The sequence below is a fragment of the Catellatospora aurea genome (assembly GCF_042663325.1).
Lineage (GTDB): Bacteria > Actinomycetota > Actinomycetes > Mycobacteriales > Micromonosporaceae > Catellatospora > Catellatospora aurea.
Genome location: NZ_JBHTAC010000069.1, coordinates 1 through 19,589, shown reverse-complemented (window position 1 = coordinate 19,589; position 19,589 = coordinate 1). Strand labels below are relative to the sequence as shown.

The window sequence follows — 19,589 nt, the reverse complement described above, 5'->3', positions numbered from 1 at the left end:
TTATGAAGGTGCCCTTCCTTCGCTTTTCAGCTGATCAGCTGAGGTGGGTGCGGAGGTGGGCGGCGGTCCGGGAGTGCTGGTCGGCGAGCAGGTCGTGGGGCGTGCCCGCGAAGACGATCCGGCCGCCGTCGTGGCCCGCGCCGGGGCCCATGTCGATGATCCAGTCGGCGCGGGAGACGACGTCGAGGTTGTGTTCGATGACGATCACGGTGCTGCCGCCGTCGACGAGGCGGTCGAGCAGGCCGATCAGGTTGTCGACGTCGTTCATGTGCAAGCCGGTGGTGGGCTCGTCGAGCACGTAGACGCGGGACGAGGTGCCGAGTTCGGTGGCGAGCTTGAGGCGCTGGCGCTCGCCGCCGGACAGGGTGTCCAGGGACTGGCCCAGGGTCAGGTAGCCCAGGCCGACGTCGACCAGGGCGGTCATCGTCGGCTTGATCGCCTTCTCGGTGAAGAACGACGCCGCCTCGGTGATCTGCATGCGCAGGACGTCGCTGATGTTCTGGCCGCGCAGGGTGTGCTCCAGGACCTCAGGCAGGAAGCGGCGACCGTCGCAGGCCTCGCAGGTGCTCACCACCGGGTCCATGAAGGCCAGGTCGGTGTAGAGCAGGCCGATGCCCTGGCACTGCGGGCAGGCGCCCTTCGAGTTGGCGCTGAACAGGGCCGCGTTGACGCCGTTGGCCTTGGCGAACGCCTTGCGGATCGGGTCGAGCACCCCGGTGTAGGTGGCGGGGGTGGACCGTTTCGAGCCGCGGATCGGCCGCTGGTCGATGAAGATCGCGTCCGGGTGGTGCCGGGGCAGGCAGCCCTGGATGAGCGAGCTCTTGCCGGACCCGGCCACGCCGGTGACCACGGTCAGCACACCCTGCGGGATGGCCGCGGTGACGCCCTTGAGGTTGTGCAGCGCCGCGTCCTTGATGACCAGCTCGCCGGTGGCGGTGCGCACCTTCGGCTTCAGCGCCTGCCGGCGGCTCAGGTGCTCGCCGGTGAGCGTGCCGGAGGTGGCCAGCCCGGCCAGGTCGCCGGCGTAGACGACCTGCCCGCCGTCGCGGCCCGCGCGCGGACCCATGTCCACGACGTGGTCGGCGATGGCGATGACCGAGGGCCGGTGCTCGACGACGAGCACGGTGTTGCCCTTGTCGCGCAGGCGTACCAGCAGCTCGTTGAGCCGGTGCACGTCGTGCGGGTGCAGCCCGACGCTCGGCTCGTCGAAGACGTACGTCATGTCGGTGAGGCTGGAGCCGAGGTGGCGGACCATCTTCACCCGCTGCGACTCGCCGCCGGACAGGGTGGCGCTGGGCCGGTTGAGGCTGAGGTAGCCGAGCCCGATGTGGGTGAGGTTGTCGAGCCGGGCGGCCAGCGAGTGCAGCATCGGGGCCAGGGTGGGCGCGTCGACGCCGCGGATGAACGCGGCGAGGTCGGCGACCTCCATCGCGGCGCACTCGGCGATGTTGCGGCCGTCGATCCGGCAGGCCAGCGCGGCGGCGTTGAGCCGGGCTCCGCCGCAGGCCGGGCAGGCCGAGCGGGTGGCGACGCGCTCGATCGCGGCCCGGATGTGCGGGGCCGTGGTCTCGGTCTGCTTGCTCAGGTAGAGCCGCTTGAACTTGGGCACCAGGCCCTCGTACGTGGAGTTCATGCTGCCTGCCGGGGTGGCCAACTTGACCTTGGCCTCGGGCAGGTACATGAGCTGGTGCCACTCGTCGGCGGTGTAGTCGCGCAGTCTCTTGTCGTTGTCGAAGAAGCCGGACTGCGTGATGATCGCCCAGAACCAGCTGTCCACGTTGAAGCCGGACAGCCGGATCGCGCCCTCGTTGAGCGACTTGTCGCGGTCGACGATGGCGTCCTCGTCGATCGCGGCGACGTCGCCGAGACCCTCGCAGTCCGGGCACATGCCGTTGGGGTCGTTGAACGACAGCACGCCCGGGTTGGCCACGGCGGGCGAGCCGAGCCGGGCGAAGATCAGCCGGAGCATCGAGTACGCGTCGGTGACCGTGCCGACCGTGGAGCGGGAGTTCCCGCCCAGGCGCTTCTGGTCGACGATGATCGCGGCGGACAGGTTCTCCAGCGAGTCGACGTCCGGTTGGCCGTAGCCGGGCAGCAGCGACTGCAGGAAGGCCGTGTAGGTCTCGTTGATCAGGCGCTGCGACTCGGCGGCGATGGTGTCGAACACCAGCGACGACTTGCCCGAACCGGACACGCCCGTGAAGAGTGTGATCTTACGCTTCGGGATGTCGAGACTGATGTCCTTGAGGTTGTTCTCGCGGGCTCCGCGTACCTGGATGAAGCCGTAGTCAGCAGTGGTCACGGGCAGACCTCCGGGATCGGGTCGTGGGGGCGGCTCGCAAGCGTAGCCTGTACCGTACGACGTACGCCAACTGATAAGACGAGGTGGAGTGTTTCCGTGAGCGGCAAAAGTGACCCAGGTCGCAGTCTCGCGCTGCTGTGGGGCTCGCACACCCGGCCCGGCCGGTCAGGCCTGACGGTCCGCGCGATCGTCGACGCCGCGATCGAACTCGCCGACGCCGAGGGCCTGGAAGCAGCCACCATGCGCCGGGTCGCCGACAAGATCGGGTCCGGGACCATGTCGCTCTACACCCACGTGCCCGGCAAGGCCGAACTCAACGACCTCATGGTCGACACGGTGCTCGGCGAGCTGTACACCGGCGTCGACGACCCGTCCGGGCGCGACGGGTGGCGCGAGGGCCTGCGCTACGTCGCCGAGCGCAACTGGGACGTCAGCCTGCGCCACCTGTGGCTGCTCGACGCCACCGGCGGCCGCCCGACCCTGGGCCCGAACGCCGTCCTGAAGTACGAGGCCGAGCTGCGGGTGCTCGACGGCATCGGCCTGACCGACCTGCAGATGGACTCCGTGCTCACCCTCGTGCTGACCCACGTCGAAGGCGTCGCCCGCAGCCACGCCGGACTGGTCCGCGCGCAGCGCGAATCCGGCCTCGACGAGCAGGAGTGGTGGCGCGCCACCGCGCCCGTCCTGGAGCGCGTCATGGCCGGCCACGACTTCCCGGTCGCCGGCCGCGTCGGCGAGGCCAGCAGCCAGGTCTACCAGGCCTCCGCCGACCCCGCCCACGCCTTCGTCTTCGGCCTCGACGTCATCCTCGACGGCGTCCAACGCCTCATCAAGTAAGCCAGGTCAACCTCAAGTAAGCAGGTCAACCTTCATGCGCGGTAAGGAAGGGCACCTTCTACAACACATAGCGATGTGAAGGTGCCCTTCCTTTCCATACAAGGCCGGGAGCAGGGACGGGTCGCGGTCAGCGGCGGTCGCGGGCGCCGGCGACGGCGACCTGGCCGAGGCTGATGCCGCCGTCGTTGGGCGGGATCTGGCGGTGGGTGAGCACCCGGAAGCCGGACAGGGTCAGCCCGTCCAGGGTCCGGCCGAGCAGCAGGGTGTTCTGGAAGACGCCGCCGGACAGCGCCACGGTGTGCAGGCCGTGCCGCTCGCGTACCAGCAGGCACGCGTTCACGATCAGGTCGGCGACGCCGGCGTGGAACCGGGCGGCGATCTCCGGCACCGGCACCCCGTCGAGTCGGTCCGCCAGCACCGCGCGGACCAGGTCGGCTCCGCTCAGCGACAGCACCGCGTCCTCGGCGATCTCCGCCGGGTAACCCGCGACCTCGCCACGCTGCGCCACCTGCTCCAGCTCCACGGCGGCCTGACCCTCGTAGGTGACCTCCTCGCGCAGGTCCAGCAGCGCCGCGACCGCGTCGAACAGCCGCCCCGCGCTGGAGGTCAGCGGCGCGTTCACGCCCGCCCGCGCCGCGTCGCGCAGGGTCGACCAGGCCGCCGCGTGCCGTGCCGCCACCGGCAGGTCGGGCAGCTCGCCGCCGAGCGCGTCCAGGTAGGACAGCGCCATGCGCCAGGGCTCGCGCACCGCCGCCGCGCCGCCGGGCATCGGCACCGCGGCCAGATGACCCGCCCGGGTGTACGCCGCCAGATCCGCCACCAGGATTTCGCCGCCCCACAGCGTGCCGTCGTCGCCGTAGCCCAGCCCGTCGAAGGCGACCCCGATCACCGCCTCCTGCTCCGCGTGCTCGGCCAGGCAGGACGCGATGTGCGCGTGGTGGTGCTGCACCCCGACCAGCTCCACCCCGTCCCGCTCCAACGCGTACGCCGTCGACGGGTAGTCCGGGTGCAGGTCGTGCGCGAGCAGCTCGGGCGTGATGCCCAGCAGCCGCTCCAGGTGCCCGACGCCCTCGGTGTACGAGCGGAACGTCGCCGCGTTCGACAGCTCGCCGATGTGGTGCGACAGCGTCGCGAACTCGCCACGGGCCAGGCAGAACGTGTTCTTCAGGGCGGCCCCGCAGCCCAGCACGGGCCGGCGCAGCTTCCACGGCAGCCGCACCGGCCGCGGCACGTAGCCGCGCGAGCGGCGCAGCAGCATCGGCGACCCGCGCACCACTCGCGCCACCGAGTCGTCGGTGCGCAGGTGGATCGGCCGGTCGTGGGTCAGCGCGACGTCGGCGATGCCGGTCAGCCGGACCATCGCGTCGTCGTCGCGGTAGGCGATCGGCTCGTCGGAGGAGTTGCCGCTGGTCATCACGAGCGGCCGGACGATCGTGGCGAGCAGCAGGTGGTGCAGCGGCGTGTACGGCAGCATCACTCCCAGCTCGCGGCAGCCCGGCGCGACCGCCTCGGCGATGCGGTGCGCCGGATGGCGGGTGCGGCGGGGCAGCAGCACGATCGGCCGGGCCGGGTGGCGCAGCAGCCGTGCCGCGGCGGGCTCCACCTCGGCGATCCCGGCCGCCTCCGCGAGGTCGGCCACCATCAGCGCGAACGGCTTGTCCTCGCGGTGCTTGGCGGCGCGCAGCCGGGCGGCGGCCTCGGGATGCGTCGCGTCGACGGCCAGGTGGTAACCGCCCAGGCCCTTGATCGCGACGACGGCCCCGGCGCGCAGCAGCCGCGCGGTCGCGGCGACCGGGTCGGCCCCCTCGGCGAGCACCGTGCTGCCGTCCATGCCCAGCAGGCTGAGCCGGGGTCCGCACGCCGGGCAGCACACGGGCTGGGCGTGGAAGCGGCGGTCGGCGGGGTCGCCGTACTCCTTCGCGCAGTCGTCGCACATGGCGAACCCGGCCATGGTCGTGTTCGGCCGGTCGTAGGGCACGTCTCGCACGATGGTGAACCGGGGACCGCAGTGGGTGCAGTTCGTGAACGCGTACCCCTGCCGGCGGCCGCCCCCGCCGGTGGTCTCGTCCAGGCAGGCCGCGCAGGTCGCGGCGTCCGGGGCGACCTGCGCGGCGGGCGGGCCGGACGCGTCGCTGGCCACGATGGTGAAGCCGGGCGCGCCGGTCACCGGCAGCGGCGCGGCGGTCATCGAGTCGATCACCGACAGCGGCGGGCGTTCCAGGTCCAGCGCGCACAGGAACGCGTCCAGCGCCGACCGCGGCCCCTCGGCCTCGATGAACACGCCCTCGGTGTCGTTGCCGACGTGCCCGCGCAGGTGCAGCCGCTGCGCGAGGGTGTACACGAACGGCCGGAACCCCACACCCTGGACGACCCCGGCGACCCGCACCGCCAGCCGCTCATGGGAGGCTTCGTCGGAAATCACCCCGTATGCCATGACATGATTCTGCGGCCCGGCGGCCCGAAAACCGGCGGACCCGCCCGGCGGCGGCCTAATAGGGGCGACGCAAGCCGTGCCGGGCGAGCACCCGCTCGTAGTAGGCCAGCAGCGCGTTCAGCTCTCTGACGACGTCGTCCAGCTCGTCCAGGGCGGCGGCGTCGCCGGGAGTCTCCCGCAGCGTCCCCGCCGCGCCCGCCAGCTGCGTACGCAGTACCGACAGCGAGTCGCCCTGGAGGTTCACGCCGGGAAACGCCCGACCGGGCAGGTGCACGACAGCGGCGTTGCCCGCCCGGCTGAGCAGGGTCACCTCGATGGGGCGCTCGGGATCCGCGGGGGGCTGCATCAGGTCATGATCGGTCCCCGGTCACCAGGCCCGCAACGGAGAATGCCGCCGCGACGCCGAGGAGGGCCTGGCATCGCGCGGCCGGGCTTTGATCAGACGCGTTCGAGCGGCAGGTGCGGTTCGGCGGGCAGCTCGACCGTGACCGTGTCGCCGGGGCGCACCGTTCCTCCGGCCAGCACGATGCTCATGATGCCCGCCTTGCGGATCAGGTCTCCCGCGTCGTCGCGGTACACGACCTGCTTGAGCAGGCCGTCCTCGAAGCGGTCGATCTGGGCGCAGGGATTGCGCAGGCCGGTCACCTCGACGACGGCCTGCGGGCCGATGCGCAGCACCGTGCCCCGGGGCAGCGACAGCAGGTCCAGGCCGCGGGTGGTGATGTTCTCGCCGAGCTGGCCCGGCGCGACCGCGAAACCCTGCTCGCGTACCTCGTCATGCAGCTCGGCGTGGATCAGGTGGACCTGGCGCAGGTTGGGCTGGGTCGGGTCGGCGGCGACCCGCGACAGGTGCTGCACGGTCACGCCCGCGTGCGCGTCCCCGGCCACGCCGAGCCCGGCGATCAGCTCGATCTCGTCGGCGTTCGGCTTGCTGAACCGGTGTTCGGAGTCCCGGCTGACGGCCACCACGATGGGAGCTGACATGCGCCCATTCTCGCATCCGGCCCGGCAGGCGTCAGGTGGGCAGGCGGCCGTCGGCTCAGCTGAGGCGCTCGACGGCCACCGGGATCAGGCCGTGGGCGCGGGCCAGCTGCCGCAGGTCGCGCAGCAGCGCGGGCACCCCTGCGGCGGGTCCGTCGCGCAGGCACGCGGTCAGGTCGACGGCCCAGCCGAGGCCCGGCCCGATCCGGCGCAGCTCCCAGCTCAGCTCGTGCCCGTCCACCGCGCGGCGGGCCCGCCCGGCGAGGCGGCCCGACGGGTCGGCGGCGGGTTCGACCGGTTCCAGCCGCCACCACAGCCGCAGGCACTGCAGCCCGGCACGGTCCAGATCGCCCGCGAACAGGATCCGGTAGACGTGCCGGTCCCGGAAGCCGGGCGGCGCCTGGGCCGGGCCGAGGCGCAGCAGCGGGGCCGAGGGCAGTGGCAGGAAGTCGCCGAACCGCGCCCGCAGCCACGCTTCGTCCGGCAGGTCGCCACCGCCGAGTTCGCGCAGCGCGGTCTCGGCGGCGCCCGCGTCGACCGCGCGCACCCGCCCGCGCAGCCGCTCGTCGGCGCGCAGGTCGCGGCTGAGCGCCGGGGTGCACCGCCACGAGCCGCCGGTCGCCGTCCAGGTCACGTTGTCGATGCCGATGGCGGTGCCGTCGTCGCGCAGCACCAGGTCCTCGACGACGACCGCCGCCGGGCGGGCGGACTCGTCGGCGGCGAGCAGGTAGTAGTCCAGCTGCCTGGGCGGCGGGAGGGGCATGTGCAGATGATGCACCCTGCCGGCCGGATCCGGGTATCGCGACCCGCCACGCCCGGTCAGTGCCGGGCGACGCGCTCCAGCCGTACCTCGGCCAGCGCCCGGGCGTCGTAGGTGTTCTCGCGGTTCTCGGCGAAGTCGGCCAGCCGGTCCAGGGCCTCCTTGTTGCGGCCGTGCAGCAGCAGGTCGTTCAGCTTGTTGCGGATCGCGAGCAGCGGGCCGCGGGTGAAGTCCTCGACAAGCGTGACCAGGGTCGAGTGGGCGTCCAGGCGGACCAGGCGGAAGTCCGCGACCGCTTCGCCGAGCGGCCACATCCGGGCCCGCATCACCAGCCGGTACGGCGCCTCGCAGCGCACCACGTGGGTGACGTCGGCGGTCGACAGCGGCCAGGGGCCCACCTTGTGGTGCAGCCTGCTGCCGACAGCGGGCCAGGAAGAGTCGACGTCCCTGATGTGCGCGGTGCCGACGACCCAGTCCGCGTACGTCCAGCCGTCGGCGAGGACGGCGAAGACGCGCTCGGGTGAGGCCGCGATGACGCGCTCGGTTCGTGCCATGCGGGGGTCGTACCCTGCCCAGGAACAAAATATGCATATCACCCATATGCCGCTCGCGACCGTCCGTGATCCACCGTGTTGCCAGGCAATCGTGGATATCTTGACGGCTCATTCGCCCAGGTGCCGGGCAAGTCGGGTGATCATGGGAGGACGTGGGCGGGTTAGGCGGGTGGCGGAGCGGGTAGGCGGTCGTCGTCAGCAACCAGTCCAACGAGGAGGAGGAAGACATGACTGCCATGAACCCGATCCCCTGGGACCCGTGGAGCTACAGCGCGGACCTCGACTACAAGACGACCGACGAGGGCGGGGACCGCTCGATCGTCGGTTTCCACGTCGAGGCCGTCGACGGCGGTATCGGCAAGATCGATGAAGCGACCGGGGCCGTCGGCTCCAGCTACATCGTGGTCGACACCGGTCCGTGGATCTTCGGCAGCAAGCGGATGCTTCCCGCGGGAGTCGTGAACAACATCGACTGGACCGAGGAGAAGGTGTTCGTCAACCGCTCGAAGGCCGAGATCAAGGACGCTCCGGAGTACGACCCGGACCTCCGTGACGAAACGCTGTACCGCGATCAGGTCGGCACGTACTACGCCGACCGCGAGCGCCGGTGACGATGTGAGAAGGACGGGCCTCGGCGTACGCGCCGGTGCCCGTCCTCGTCTGTGCCCGGTTCAACCGCGCCACTGCGTGGGCAGCGGAGCCTCGCACAGGCAGCACGTGTAGTCGTCGTCCTTGACCAGGTTCAGCGCCGTGCAGGCCGGGCAGCGGCGGAACTCGAACGCGGCGGTGAAGCCGCCCGGGTGGGCGATCCCGGCGCGGTCGAGCGCCGCGGCGACCGCCGGCCACGACGCCGGTTCGGGGGCGTACCCGGTCGACTGGTTGCTGACCTCGGCGACGGCCCAGCCTGTGGCCGTGCGCCGCAGCGACAGCTCGCCCGCGCTCAGCACGTCATGGCCGCCCGCGCAGGCGACGTGCTCGCTGCGCCGGTCCGCCGCCAGCAACCGGCCGGCCGCGTCGACGACATAGGTGAACGGCTCACCGCCCACCTGCGCCACCCAGGCCCGCACGGCCTGCGTGGAGTCGAGCAGCCGACCGGACTGTCCAGGGTCGACGGTCGCGAGCAGTTCGGGCGGGCCGATGTAGCGGTACAGCCGAGCGGCAGCCTGGTCCATTCCCGCAGTGTGCGCTCCGCCGTCGGGCGCGGCCACGGGGTTTCCCGCCGCTGAGCAGGTGTTGGTTTGCCGTCCGCGGGGTGCGGGCATCGCCGTGTCAACGACAGGGAAAGGAAAACACCGTGGAAATCACCGGTATCTTCACCGCCATCATCATCGGTCTGGTCATCGGTGTGCTCGGTCGGCTGGTCCTGCCGGGCCGCCAGTCCATCGCGCTGTGGCTGACCATCGTCATCGGTGTCGTCGCGGCCCTGCTGGGCACGTTCGTGGCGGGCGCCTTCGACGTGGCGAACACGGGCGGCGTCGACTGGCTGGAGCTCCTCTTCCAGATCGGATTCGCGGCGCTGGGCGTCGCGCTGGTCGCGCCGATCGCCTCGCGGTCGAGCGTCGACTGACACCACAGCCACGATGCGGGTCGGGCACGACGCCCGGCCCGCATCACGCTGTCCGGACCCGGTCCGGCTCGCCGCGCGGGGTGTGCGCCCGGACGAAGTCGCCGACGAGCCGGTGCCAGTACCGGGCGCGGCGCAGCATGCCGTGGCCGTCGCCGGTGACGTCGAGGAAAGTGACGTCTGCCCCGGCCTTTTCGGCCGCGACGGCGTACCGGCGGGAGGCGGCCGGGTCGGTGATCCGGTCGGCGTCGCCGTGGGCGATCAGGACGGTGCGCCCGGCGAGCTGCGCGACCGGGTCGCCGGGCTCGATCCACGGGGCGAGTGCGCAGACGGCCGTGACCTGCGGATCGCCCGCACCCCACAGGGCCGCGCGAGCGCCCATCGAGTGCCCGACGAGGACGACCGGCAGCCCCGGGTGGCGGCTGCGGGCCTGGTCCAGGGCCCACGCCAGGTCGCGCACGGGGTCGGCGGCCGCGCCGTTCCAGCCCCGGAAGCGGTAGCGCAGCCGCCACACCGTGACGTCGCCGGGCATGGCCCGCTGGAACGGGAGCATGCGCAGGTAGGCGGCTCGGCCGCGGTGCGCTCGTCCATGCCCGCCGGCCGCCCCGCCGTGCAGCAGGATCACCAGCGCCCGTGGCCCGTCGGCCGCCTCACGGATCTCCAGCGCGGGTTCGCGCATGTCTGCTCCCTCGGTCGTCGGGGCCGGTGCTCGCCGACCCCTGCCATCTGTACCGCGCGCGGGGCCGGACATCCAGCCGGTGCCCGCCCGCTTGCCACAGAGATGGTGAAGTGCCATCATTGTGTTCCTAGCACATAGTGAGTGTGCATCACGATACCTGGAGGCTCTCCGTGGCCGAGCAGCGGCACCTGGCGGCGCTCGACCGCGTGCTCGAACTGGTCGTGCTGCTCAACAAGGACATGACCGAGAGCCTGGCCAAGGAGGGGCTCACCCCGTCCCGGACCACCCTGCTCTGGCTGCTGCGCAGCAGTGGGCCGAGCACCCAGCGGGCGCTGGCCGACGGCCTCGGGGTGAGTGCGCGCACCGTCACCGGGCTGGTGGACGGGCTGGAGGCGACCGGCTTCGTGACCCGGCAGCCGCACCCCACCGATCGCCGGGCGCTGCTCGTCTCGTTCACCGAGCACGGCGCGGCGGTCGTCGCCGACATGGAGAGACAGCAGGCCGGGTTCGCCGACCTGCTGTTCGGCGGCATGTCCGAGGACCGGTTCGAGTGCCTGAGCGCGGGCCTCGACGAGATCGTGGACCGACTGCGCGCGGTCGGTCTGACCACCACCCCCGGCGAGGAGGCCTCATGACGACCCCCGCGATCCCGTCCCGATGGCAGCAGGCATGGCGGCTGGCCCGCCGGCTGTTCGTGTACGAGGTGGGCATGTGGCGCAGCCTCTACCGGTGGGTCCTGCGCCGCCCGCTGGTGACCGAGGACGGCGGTGCCTCGTTCGGCTACGCCCAGGCGATGACGCCGGTGATCTGGGTGTTCATCGTGCTCTCGGCGATCGAGATCCCGGCCGTCGACCTGCTGCTGCCGTGGGAGAGCGCACGGCTGACCCTGGCGTTCCTGGGCGTGTACGGGCTCGTTTGGATGATCGGCCTGCTGGCCATGGTGAAGGTGCACCCGCACCTGGTCGTGCCGTCCGGCCTGCGGCTGCGGCACGCGGCGACGATCGCCCTGCCGATCCCGTGGGAGAACGTCGTCTCGGTGAGCGCCCGCAACCGCTCGGCTCCGGCGAGCCGCACCTTCCAATACGAGCAGACCGCCGACGGCACCGTGATGAGCATCGTCATCCTGAGCCAGACCAACGTGGACGTCGTGCTGCGCGAGCCGACCGTGTTCCACCTCCCGAAGGGGCCGACGGAGCCGGTCACCCACGTGCGGGTATGGGCCGACGACCCGAAGGCCCTGGTCGCGGCGGCCCGCGAGCACCTGACCCGGTCCGGCGCGCCCGCGGCCTGAACCCTGGTCAAGTCCATGATCACGGTGTCAGTGATCATGGACTTGACTGCGTCTCAGCAGGTCAAGATAGCGAATAGGAGATCGGGCGACCCGATGGGGTCGAGAGATCCATTCCGGATGGCCGTCCCGGCGACCCCGCGCCATCCAGGTTTTCGCAGGCCGAAGCATGTCGGGGAGTCGGTTCCTCGGCGTCGGAACCGGTACCGCGGCGGGGACATGCTTTTCTGTTCGCGGGTACATCTTTTTTGATGTGGCCACATCAAAAAAGATGTACCCGCGCCCACCGACACCTTGTTCTCCGCGCCCGATGATCACCGGTGCAAGGGGCGGTGGCCTTTCGCCACCCGCGGTACGCTGCCCGCCGTGACCGGCCACCGCGACGACTTCACCCTCGGCATCCGCGACGACGAGGCTCCCACCACGGCAGCCCTGCGGCGGGTCCTGGGCGAAGCAGCGGAGGTCGTCATCGTCGGGACGTCCCCGCACGAAGCGCACGAACCAGATGCCGACCGCATCACGCTCGCTGGTGCCGAGATCGGTGAGCTGGCCGATCTGCTGGCCATCGTGGACGGCGGCACGGGTGATCTCTGCCGGTGCCTGGGCTCGCCGACGATCCTCGTGCGCGACGCGGCCGGCCAGGACACCGCCCAGTGGACGCTGCACCATCAGACCAGCCTGCGGGGGATCGGGGACTGCGACGCCGACCTGCGGGACGGCCCCGCGCTCACGGACTGGCTCGCCGAGCACGGGCTGACCGGACCCCGCGAGATCCAGCAGCTGCTGGCGGAATACGCGGCGCAGGAGGAGCACCGCCGGGTCGCGTGGGTGCAGGCCGCGCCGCCGGGGCTCACCGAGGCCGCCGAGGCCACGTCCCAGCGGGAGGACGACGCGGAGGAGCGGCTCGCCGAACTCACCGCCGTGCGCTTTCCGGATGCCGCCGAGCGGATCGCGGTGCTGCTGGCCTGGGCGGGCTTCATCCCGCACGCCCCGCCGGTGCCCGGTGGCGGCACAGCCTGGTACGAACTCGCGCCGCAGCGGATGCTGCTGCAGGAGTCCGTTGAGTCGATCTTCGAGGTGCTGGCCGCGCCCACGCCGGAGCAGCTCGACGGGGCCGCCGACCTGTTCACCACCCTGGAGTGGAAAGGCCGGCCCGACCCGCCGGAGCCGCTGCGGTCCGTGCTGATCGCGCACGTCACGGCGACGGGGACCGGGCCGATGAAGACCCGGCTGGGGTGGGGCTACGGCCGGGCGGGCTGACGGCCCGCTCAGGTCCAGCGGCGTACGTACTCGCCGTCGGGGTCGAAGCGCTCGGCCTGCCGGTCCGGGCTGAAGCGCCGGTACGGCTTGGTGTCGGTGCCGGTCCCGGCGACCCACTGCCAGTTGCCGTAGTTGTTGGCCACGTCGGCGTCGATGAGCAGCCGGTCGTACCAGGCCGCGCCGTCGCGCCAGTCCAGCCCGAGGGTCTTGGTCAGGTAGGAGGCGGTGACCAGCCGCGCCCGGTTGTGCATCCAGCCCTCGGCGGCCAGCTGCTTCATGCCCGCGTCCACGATCGGCACCCCGGTCTCGCCGGCCTGCCACGCCTGCAACGCCACCGGGTCGTCCTGCCACTGCTCCTGGGCGCCGGGCCGGAAGGCCTGCGTGCGCAGCTTCGGGAACGCGGCCAGCAGCTGGTGGTAGAAGTCGCGCCAGCACAGCTGCCGGACGTACGCCTCGGGCATGCCGTCGGCGGTGGCCAGGGCGAGCGGGGACAGGCAGCCGAAGTGCAGGTACGGGCTCAGTCGCGAGGTGGCGTCGCCGGGCAGGTCGTCGTGCCGGTCGGCGTACGCGGCGGCTTTGGTCTTCCAGTTCTTGACGCGGCGCAGCGCCTCGCTCTCGCCGCCGGTCATCGGGTGCGGCGACTCGCTTTTCGCGTCGCCGAGCACGGTGCGCGGGTCGTCGCCGGTGACCCCGTCGGGCAGGTGGATCTTGCGCGGGGTGGCGACCGTGCCGCGCCAGCGCGACGACTGCCAGGCCCGCCAGTACGGGGTGAAGACCTTGTAGTGGTCGCCGCCCGTGGACGGGGTGACCTCTCCTGGAGGCATGATCGTGACGCCGGGGAACAGTTTGAGCGCGAGCCGCTCGCGAGAACAGGCCCGAGCGAGCCGCTCCTGGCGGCGGGCCGCGTATTCGGACACGTCGGCGGTCAGGGCGATGCCCTCGGCGCCGACCTCCCGGGCGGTGCGCATCGCCTCGGCGACCGGGTCGCCGGAGCGCACCAGCAGGTCGCCGCCCCGGCGGCGCAGGCCGTCGCGGAGGTCCTGCAGGCTCTCCAGCAGGAAGCGGCGGCGGTTGTCCGGGACGGTCAGCGCCGGGTCGGCGACGAACAGCGGGACCACCCGTTCGGCGTTGGCGCAGGAGGCGGCGAGCGCGGGATGATCGTGCACGCGCAGATCACGGGTCAGCAGCAGGACGACGGTATTCATGATCATCCTCGGACGTCGGCGGGAGATAACGATGCAGCAATCAACGCAACTGTACGCTGCGATAGGCTGCTGACGTGGCAGGCGAGAACGAAGGGCTGAGCGCGGGCGCCGTGGCCCGGCGGCTCGGCATCGCCGTCACCACGCTGCGCACCTGGCACCAGCGTTACGGGCTCGGCCCCAGCGGCCACGACCCCGGCCACCACCGCCGCTACGACGCCGACGCCCTGGCACGTCTGGAGACCATGCGCCGGCTCACCGCCCAGGGCGTGCCCGCCGCCGAAGCCGCCCGCGTCGCCCGCTCCGCCGGCCGCGACGGGATCGCCCAGCTCGCCGAGGAGCGCCCGCACACCCGCGACGGCGGCGGCCACACCTTCGCCGTCGGCCGGGCCGGAGCGCAGGCCCGCGGCCTTGCCCGCGCCGCCATGCGGCTCGACGCGCTGACCGTGCGCCACCTCGTGCAGGAGTCCGTCGCCGAGCACGGCGTCGTCGACGCCTGGCAGGACCTGCTCGTGCCGGTGCTCGTCGGCATCGGCAACCGCCACGCCGCCACCGAGCGCCTCGTCGACGTCGAACACCTCGTCTCGCGCTGCGTCAGCGAGGTCTTCGGCGGGGTCCGCCGCCCCGCGCCCGGCTCACCGGTGCCGGTGCTGCTGGCGTGCGCCGACGAGGAGCAGCACAGCCTGCCCCTGGAGGCCCTGGCCGCCGCGCTCGCCGAACGCGGCGTCGCCGCCCGGCTGCTCGGCGCCCGCGTCCCCCCGCGCGCCCTGCTCGACGCCGTACGCCGCACCGGGCCGGCCATCGTCGTCGTGTGGTCGCACCAGCCCGACACCGCCGACCTCGCCACGCTGCTGGCCGTGCTGGAGCTGCCGCGCCGCCCCACCGTGGTCGCGGCGGCCGGGCCCGGCTGGCCCGACGAGCTGCCCGACGGCGTGCTGCGGCCGGGCACGCTCGACGAGGCGCTCACACTCGTCGCCACGGTGAGTTCGGTGCCCTGACATCCGGCCCGGCCTTGTGCGAAGGCACCACCGGCGGTGCTCGTTTTCGTCGACCGCGACCATCGGTGGCGACTCGTGCGGCCATACGCTCTGGGCATGACGAGCCGGCGGGAGAGTGGGGCGACGTGACGCAGCAGATCACCGTGGACGCGGTGGTGCAGGCCGAGGAGCTGGCGCGGGCCGCCGCCGACCGGCTGGGCGTACGCATGCGGGAGCTGTCCACCGTGCCCGAGCAGAACCGCGCGGCCGACCTGCTGTGCCGGGTCTGGCGAGCCGACTCGCCCGACCAGCTCATCAACGCCGGCATGCTGCGCGCGCTGGAGCACTCGGGCAACTACGTCGTCGGGGCCTACCGCGGCGACGACCTGATCGGCGCGGCCGTGGGCTTCTTCGGCACCGGCCACCTGCACTCGCACATCGCCGGTGTGGACCCCGCCAAGCAGAGCGGCGGCGTGGGTTTCGCGCTCAAGCAGCACCAGCGGGCCTGGACCCTGGCCCGGGGCATCGGCGAGATCTGCTGGACCTTCGACCCCCTGGTGCGCCGCAACGCCTACGTCAACCTGCACAAGCTCGGCGCGACGGCGGCCGAGTACCTGCCGGACTTCTACGGCGAGATGAACGACGGCATCAACACCGGTGAGGCGACCGACCGCCTCTACATCCGCTGGGAGCTGCTGTCTCCGGCCGCGTCGGCCGCCGCTCGCGGCGAGGTGCGCGAGGTCGACCTGGCCGCGCTGCGCGCCGCCGGGGCGGCCGAGCTGCTGAGCCGGACCTCGGCCGACGCGCCGACCCTGCCGCCGAAGCGCCCGCCGACCGACGCCCCCGTGCTGCTGGTCGCGGTGCCGGCGGACATCGAGCGGCTGCGGGCGCAGGACCGCGACGTGGCGAAGCTGTGGCGGACCGCGGTGCGCGACGCGATCTGCGGGGCGCTGGAGACCGGCTACCGGATCACCGGGATGAGCCGTGAAGGTTGGTACGTGCTGGAGGAGAAGTCATGAAGGTGACCGGGTTCGAGCTGCGCCGGATCGCGATGCCGCTGGTCAGTCCGTTCCGCACCTCGTTCGGGGTGGAACACGACCGCGACGTGCTGCTGGTGCGCGCGGTCACCGAGGACGGGGCCGAAGGCTGGGGCGAGTGCGTGGCGATGGCCGAGCCGCTGTACTCCAGCGAGTACGTGGACGGGGCCGCCGAGGTGATCCGGCGCTTCCTGATCCCGGCCGTGCTGAGCCTGCCGGACGCGGACCCGTACCTGGCCGAGGTGCCGTTCGCGAAGATCAAGGGTCACCCGATGGCCAAGGCGGCGGTGCAGACGGCGCTGCTGGACGCGAAGCTGCGGATCGTGGGCACGCCGCTGGCGGCGCACCTGGGCGCGGTGCGCGACCGGGTGCCCGCGGGCGTCTCCGTCGGCATCATGGACTCGATCCCGGAGCTGCTCGAAGCCGTCGCGGGTTACCTGGCCGAGGGCTACCTGCGGATCAAGCTGAAGATCCAGCCCGGCTGGGACGTCGCGCCGGTGCGCGCGGTGCGCGAGCGCTTCGGCGACATCGCGCTGCAGGTCGACGCGAACACGGCGTACACCCTCGCCGACGCCCGCCACCTGGCCAAGCTGGACCCGTTCGAGCTGCTGCTGATGGAGCAGCCGCTGCCCGAGGACGACATCCGGGGCCACGCCGAGCTGGCGAAGCAGGTCAGGACCCCGATCTGCCTCGACGAGTCGATCACCAGCGCGCGGGCCGCCGCCGACGCGATCGCGCTCGGCGCGACGTCGGTCGTCAACATCAAGCCCGGCCGGGTCGGCGGTTACCTGGAGGCCCGCCGGGTGCACGACGTGTGCGCCGCCAACGGGGTGCCGGTCTGGGTCGGCGGCATGCTGGAGACCGGCATCGGCCGCGCCGCGAACGTGGCCCTGGCCGCGCTGCCCGGCTGTGTCCTGCCCGGCGACACGTCCGCCTCGGACCGCTACTTCCGCCGCGACATCACCGCCCCGTTCGTGCTGGCCGACGGGCACCTGGCCGTGCCGACCGGGCCGGGCGTGGGCGTCGACCCGGACCCGGCGGCGCTCGCCGAGGTCACCACCGCCACGGAATGGATCGCCCGCTAACCCCTTCGCCCCGTTTGGCCGGACCGGGACCGCCGCCTCGGGGACAATGACGGCGTGGCTGCGCGTACCCGGCTCCGTATCGACTGGCTGCCGCTGGTCGTGGTGCTGCTGTGCCTGCTGTCGGCGGGCGGGTACGTGATAGCCGTCGTCCAGCAGGGCGGCACGCCGGTGCTGTGGTTCGTGGGCGGCCTGCTCGTCGCGGCCGCGCTGACACTGGGCGGCGCGCTCGGCTCGCGGCGCAGGCGGGCCCCGGCACTGCTGGTGTCCGGGGTGCTGCTGTGCGCGCTCGGGGCGCTGGCGCTGTTCAGCGTCGGCCTGCCCGTCATCGCGGCGGGCCTGATCGCCTTCGCCGCCGCGGGCCGCGCCCGGATCACCACCTGACCGGTAACCCGCACGACCCCCACCCCCTGGAGGCTTGAACATGCATGACCTGCTGCTGCGCGGTGGCACGGTGTACGACGGCCTGGGCGGCCCCGGTGTCGCCGCCGACGTCGCGATCACCGGCGACCGGGTGAGCGCCGTCGGGGCAGACCTCGGCCCGGCCCGCCGGGAGATCGACGTGACCGGCCTGGCCGTCGCGCCGGGCTTCATCGACGCGCACAGCCACTCCGACCCGGTGCCGCTGATGCCGCAGCCGCAGCCGTTCAAGCTGCACCAGGGCGTCACCACGGAGATCGTCGGCAACTGCGGGTTCTCCTTCGCGCCGCTGGACGCCACCGCGATCGAGGCCACCGGGCCGCTGTTCGCCGAGCTGGCCGGGGGCGTGCCGGTCGTGCCGCGCGACTTCGCCGGCTACCTCGACGACATCGCCGCCGCCGGCCCCACCAACCACATCGCCGCCATGGTCGGGCACAACACCCTGCGGGCGTACGCCAACGGCATGGACGAGCGGTTGCGCCCCGGCGCGCTGGAGCAGATGTGCCGCCTGGCCGACGACGCGTTCGCGGCCGGCGCGGTCGGCCTGTCCAGCGGCCTGATCTACCCGCCCGGCAGCTACGGCGACACCACCGAACTGATCGCCCTGGCCCGGGTCGCGCATCGCTGGAACCGGCCCTACACCACGCACCTGCGCAACGAGGACGACCGGCTCGGCGAGGCGCTCGACGAGGCGATCGCCATCGCCACGCAGGCCCGGGTCCGGCTCCAGATCTCGCACTGCAAGGTCGCCGGCAAGGCCAACCACGGCGGTGGCAAGGCCCTGCTGGCCAAGCTGCACGCCGCCCGGCTGGCCGGGGTGGACGTGCGCGGCGACCAGTACCCGTACCGCGCGGGCGGCACCTTCCTGAACGCGCTGCTGCCCGGCGCGGCGCTGGTCGGCGGCACCGAGGCGATGCGGGCCCGGCTCGCCGACCCGGCCGAGCGGGCGCGGCTGCGCGCCCTGGCCGAGGATCTGACGCAGCCCAACGGCTTCTGGGCCCGGGTCACCCCGGCCGACGTGTTCGTCACCACGCACACGACCCGGCCCGAGGTCACCGGCCGCACCCTGGCCGAGCTGGCGGGCACCGCCGACGCCTTCGACACGCTGTGCGAGGTGCTGCTGGGCGACCCAGGGGCGGGCATGGTGGTCACGATGATGGCCGAGGAAGACGTGGAGACCATCATGGCCGACCCGCTGATCGGCATCGGCTCCGACAACGGCCCGCCGGTCGGCCTGCAGCACCCGCGCACCTGGGGCTGCTTCCCCCGGGTGCTCGGCGAGTACGTGCGCGAGCGCGGCCTGCTCACCCTGCCCGAGGCGGTCCGCAAGATGACCTCGGCGATCGCCGACCAGTTCGGACTCACCGGGCGCGGTTTCGTCGGCGCGGGCGCGGTCGCCGACCTGGTCGTGTTCGACCCGGCGACGATCGGCCACGACGGCACCTACGCCGTGCCCGACGCGCGCCCGACCGGCGTCGAGCACGTCGTGCTGGCCGGTCACGTCGTGGTCGAGGCGGGCCGTTTCACCGGCGAGCGGCGCGGCCTGGTGTTGCGCGGCTGACGGCCCGGCGGCGGGTTGCTCGCCTGTGCGCGAGCACGCGCGCTTTGGACGGCACGTCGGTGTGCGGCGGTTACATCTTTTTTGATGTGGCCACATCAAAAAAGATGTAACCGCTCGCCGAGGTATGTGCTCCAGCGACAGCCGCGCTGTCGATCATGAAGTTGGGGCAGGGACATGCCGTCGAGCCGTGCCATAAGTTCATGATCAACGCGGAAGGGGGCTGCTGTGCGTTGCCTGGGAAGGTTGAGAGGGGGCTGAAAAGTGCTGCATGATCGACCCTTGTGATCAGCAAAGGTCGATGCGACGATGCATCTACTCGTGTGGAGCCTCACGCGGATCGGGCGGCCGAGGGCAACCGGTGGGACCGGACGGCGCCTGGTTGGCCGCTGCGCGGCCGCCGCGTATCCGTCCCGTCCACGGCCCCGATCCGGGACATGCGGCCGGCACCCGCTCCATGAGGAGATCTCGTGAGTATCCGCACGTTGAGACGCCGTGTCGCGCTGGTCGCGGTCGGCGCCATGGTCGTGGTCACGGGGGCGACGATCGCGTCCCCGGCCCACGCCGCCGTGTCCTGCCAGGTGACCTATACGAAAGCATGGGACAACGGCAGCGGCTTCGGCGCGAACATCACCATCACCAACACCGGCGACC

General features: G+C 72.4%; 20 protein-coding genes. 11 read left to right on the top strand and 9 right to left on the bottom strand.

Going from position 1 to position 19,589, the window contains the following annotated elements; all coding sequences use genetic code 11:
* Positions 1 to 34: 34 nt before the first annotated feature.
* Positions 35 to 2,308 (bottom strand): ATP-binding cassette domain-containing protein, encoded by a 2,274-nt coding sequence (locus ACFQO7_RS36170; RefSeq protein WP_465252394.1) that lies wholly within the window; start codon positions 2,306 to 2,308, stop codon positions 35 to 37.
* Between the two features lie 90 nt (positions 2,309 to 2,398).
* Here ACFQO7_RS36170 and ACFQO7_RS36165 point away from each other — a divergent pair, with 90 nt between their 5' ends.
* Entirely contained in the window at positions 2,399 to 3,139 is a 741-nt protein-coding gene (locus ACFQO7_RS36165) for a TetR/AcrR family transcriptional regulator (RefSeq protein ID WP_376810615.1), read from the top strand.
* 127 nt (positions 3,140 to 3,266) lie between these two features.
* Here ACFQO7_RS36165 and hypF read toward each other — a convergent pair whose 3' ends face one another.
* From hypF to ACFQO7_RS36140, 5 genes are all read right to left on the bottom strand, one after another.
* Positions 3,267 to 5,573 carry a carbamoyltransferase HypF gene (gene hypF, locus ACFQO7_RS36160; protein WP_376810614.1) on the bottom strand — a complete coding sequence of 769 codons (2,307 nt, stop codon included), beginning with the start codon at positions 5,571 to 5,573 and terminating at the stop codon, positions 3,267 to 3,269.
* A 55-nt stretch (positions 5,574 to 5,628) separates the two neighbouring features.
* Complete coding sequence (locus ACFQO7_RS36155) at positions 5,629 to 5,919, bottom strand: DUF6959 family protein (RefSeq protein WP_376810613.1); 291 nt, start codon at positions 5,917 to 5,919, stop codon at positions 5,629 to 5,631.
* A gap of 92 nt (positions 5,920 to 6,011) precedes the next feature.
* Positions 6,012 to 6,557 (bottom strand): MOSC domain-containing protein, encoded by a 546-nt coding sequence (locus ACFQO7_RS36150; protein ID WP_376810612.1) that lies wholly within the window; start codon positions 6,555 to 6,557, stop codon positions 6,012 to 6,014.
* A gap of 55 nt (positions 6,558 to 6,612) precedes the next feature.
* Entirely contained in the window at positions 6,613 to 7,317 is a 705-nt protein-coding gene (locus ACFQO7_RS36145; RefSeq protein WP_376810611.1) for a hypothetical protein, read from the bottom strand.
* Positions 7,318 to 7,373: 56 nt separating this feature from the next.
* On the bottom strand, positions 7,374 to 7,868 hold the full coding sequence (locus ACFQO7_RS36140; protein WP_361051904.1) for an SRPBCC family protein: 495 nt from the start codon (positions 7,866 to 7,868) through the stop codon (positions 7,374 to 7,376).
* A 227-nt stretch (positions 7,869 to 8,095) separates the two neighbouring features.
* Here ACFQO7_RS36140 and ACFQO7_RS36135 point away from each other — a divergent pair, with 227 nt between their 5' ends.
* Positions 8,096 to 8,479, top strand: a complete 384-nt coding sequence (locus tag ACFQO7_RS36135) for a PRC-barrel domain containing protein (RefSeq protein WP_360538858.1) — start codon at positions 8,096 to 8,098, stop codon at positions 8,477 to 8,479.
* 60 nt (positions 8,480 to 8,539) lie between these two features.
* Here ACFQO7_RS36135 and ACFQO7_RS36130 read toward each other — a convergent pair whose 3' ends face one another.
* The gene (locus tag ACFQO7_RS36130) at positions 8,540 to 9,040 is read right to left on the bottom strand and encodes a hypothetical protein (RefSeq protein WP_376810610.1); all 501 of its coding nucleotides are present in this window, start codon (positions 9,038 to 9,040) and stop codon (positions 8,540 to 8,542) included.
* Positions 9,041 to 9,162: 122 nt separating this feature from the next.
* On the opposite strand from ACFQO7_RS36130, the gene ACFQO7_RS36125 reads away from it, so the two are divergent.
* Positions 9,163 to 9,435 carry a GlsB/YeaQ/YmgE family stress response membrane protein gene (locus ACFQO7_RS36125; protein ID WP_376810609.1) on the top strand — a complete coding sequence of 91 codons (273 nt, stop codon included), beginning with the start codon at positions 9,163 to 9,165 and terminating at the stop codon, positions 9,433 to 9,435.
* Positions 9,436 to 9,478: 43 nt separating this feature from the next.
* Here ACFQO7_RS36125 and ACFQO7_RS36120 read toward each other — a convergent pair whose 3' ends face one another.
* On the bottom strand, positions 9,479 to 10,111 hold the full coding sequence (locus ACFQO7_RS36120) for an alpha/beta hydrolase (protein ID WP_376810608.1): 633 nt from the start codon (positions 10,109 to 10,111) through the stop codon (positions 9,479 to 9,481).
* 170 nt (positions 10,112 to 10,281) lie between these two features.
* On the opposite strand from ACFQO7_RS36120, the gene ACFQO7_RS36115 reads away from it, so the two are divergent.
* The 3 genes from ACFQO7_RS36115 (at position 10,282) to ACFQO7_RS36105 (ending at position 12,659) form a co-directional block, all read left to right on the top strand.
* Entirely contained in the window at positions 10,282 to 10,746 is a 465-nt protein-coding gene (locus ACFQO7_RS36115) for a MarR family winged helix-turn-helix transcriptional regulator (protein WP_376810607.1), read from the top strand.
* The gene (locus tag ACFQO7_RS36110; RefSeq protein WP_376810606.1) at positions 10,743 to 11,402 is read left to right on the top strand and encodes a hypothetical protein; all 660 of its coding nucleotides are present in this window, start codon (positions 10,743 to 10,745) and stop codon (positions 11,400 to 11,402) included. Before ACFQO7_RS36115 ends, ACFQO7_RS36110 begins: the two co-directional genes overlap by 4 nt.
* A gap of 363 nt (positions 11,403 to 11,765) precedes the next feature.
* On the top strand, positions 11,766 to 12,659 hold the full coding sequence (locus ACFQO7_RS36105; protein WP_376810605.1) for a hypothetical protein: 894 nt from the start codon (positions 11,766 to 11,768) through the stop codon (positions 12,657 to 12,659).
* An 8-nt stretch (positions 12,660 to 12,667) separates the two neighbouring features.
* Here the strand turns inward: ACFQO7_RS36105 and ACFQO7_RS36100 are convergent, their stop codons facing one another.
* Entirely contained in the window at positions 12,668 to 13,864 is a 1,197-nt protein-coding gene (locus ACFQO7_RS36100; protein WP_376810604.1) for a cryptochrome/photolyase family protein, read from the bottom strand.
* Positions 13,865 to 13,938: 74 nt separating this feature from the next.
* Between ACFQO7_RS36100 and ACFQO7_RS36095 the strand changes: the two genes are divergently transcribed.
* The 5 genes from ACFQO7_RS36095 to ACFQO7_RS36075 all read left to right on the top strand — a co-directional run bounded on the left by ACFQO7_RS36095 (position 13,939) and on the right by ACFQO7_RS36075 (position 18,938).
* Entirely contained in the window at positions 13,939 to 14,859 is a 921-nt protein-coding gene (locus tag ACFQO7_RS36095) for a MerR family transcriptional regulator (RefSeq protein ID WP_376810603.1), read from the top strand.
* A 125-nt stretch (positions 14,860 to 14,984) separates the two neighbouring features.
* Positions 14,985 to 15,857 carry a GNAT family N-acetyltransferase gene (locus ACFQO7_RS36090; RefSeq protein WP_376810602.1) on the top strand — a complete coding sequence of 291 codons (873 nt, stop codon included), beginning with the start codon at positions 14,985 to 14,987 and terminating at the stop codon, positions 15,855 to 15,857.
* Entirely contained in the window at positions 15,854 to 16,960 is a 1,107-nt protein-coding gene (menC, locus tag ACFQO7_RS36085; RefSeq protein WP_376810601.1) for an o-succinylbenzoate synthase, read from the top strand. Before ACFQO7_RS36090 ends, menC begins: the two co-directional genes overlap by 4 nt.
* Before the next feature lie 54 nt (positions 16,961 to 17,014).
* The gene (locus ACFQO7_RS36080; RefSeq protein ID WP_361051939.1) at positions 17,015 to 17,341 is read left to right on the top strand and encodes a hypothetical protein; all 327 of its coding nucleotides are present in this window, start codon (positions 17,015 to 17,017) and stop codon (positions 17,339 to 17,341) included.
* Between the two features lie 40 nt (positions 17,342 to 17,381).
* The gene (locus tag ACFQO7_RS36075) at positions 17,382 to 18,938 is read left to right on the top strand and encodes an N-acyl-D-amino-acid deacylase family protein (protein ID WP_376810600.1); all 1,557 of its coding nucleotides are present in this window, start codon (positions 17,382 to 17,384) and stop codon (positions 18,936 to 18,938) included.
* Positions 18,939 to 19,589 lie beyond the last annotated feature (651 nt).

Bases quoted from the DNA above. Each gene is read 5' to 3' on its own strand.
- hypF (WP_376810614.1), bottom strand. From the start codon at position 5,573: ATGGCATACGGGGTGATTTCCGACGAAGCCTCCCATGAGCGGCTGGCG.
- ACFQO7_RS36155 (WP_376810613.1), bottom strand. From the start codon at position 5,919: ATGCAGCCCCCCGCGGATCCCGAGCGCCCCATCGAGGTGACCCTGCTC.
- ACFQO7_RS36150 (WP_376810612.1), bottom strand. From the start codon at position 6,557: ATGTCAGCTCCCATCGTGGTGGCCGTCAGCCGGGACTCCGAACACCGG.
- ACFQO7_RS36145 (WP_376810611.1), bottom strand. From the start codon at position 7,317: ATGCCCCTCCCGCCGCCCAGGCAGCTGGACTACTACCTGCTCGCCGCC.
- ACFQO7_RS36140 (WP_361051904.1), bottom strand. From the start codon at position 7,868: ATGGCACGAACCGAGCGCGTCATCGCGGCCTCACCCGAGCGCGTCTTC.
- ACFQO7_RS36135 (WP_360538858.1), top strand. From the start codon at position 8,096: ATGACTGCCATGAACCCGATCCCCTGGGACCCGTGGAGCTACAGCGCG.
- ACFQO7_RS36130 (WP_376810610.1), bottom strand. From the start codon at position 9,040: ATGGACCAGGCTGCCGCTCGGCTGTACCGCTACATCGGCCCGCCCGAA.
- ACFQO7_RS36120 (WP_376810608.1), bottom strand. From the start codon at position 10,111: ATGCGCGAACCCGCGCTGGAGATCCGTGAGGCGGCCGACGGGCCACGG.
- ACFQO7_RS36110 (WP_376810606.1), top strand. From the start codon at position 10,743: ATGACGACCCCCGCGATCCCGTCCCGATGGCAGCAGGCATGGCGGCTG.
- ACFQO7_RS36100 (WP_376810604.1), bottom strand. From the start codon at position 13,864: ATGAATACCGTCGTCCTGCTGCTGACCCGTGATCTGCGCGTGCACGAT.
- menC (WP_376810601.1), top strand. From the start codon at position 15,854: ATGAAGGTGACCGGGTTCGAGCTGCGCCGGATCGCGATGCCGCTGGTC.
- ACFQO7_RS36075 (WP_376810600.1), top strand. From the start codon at position 17,382: ATGCATGACCTGCTGCTGCGCGGTGGCACGGTGTACGACGGCCTGGGC.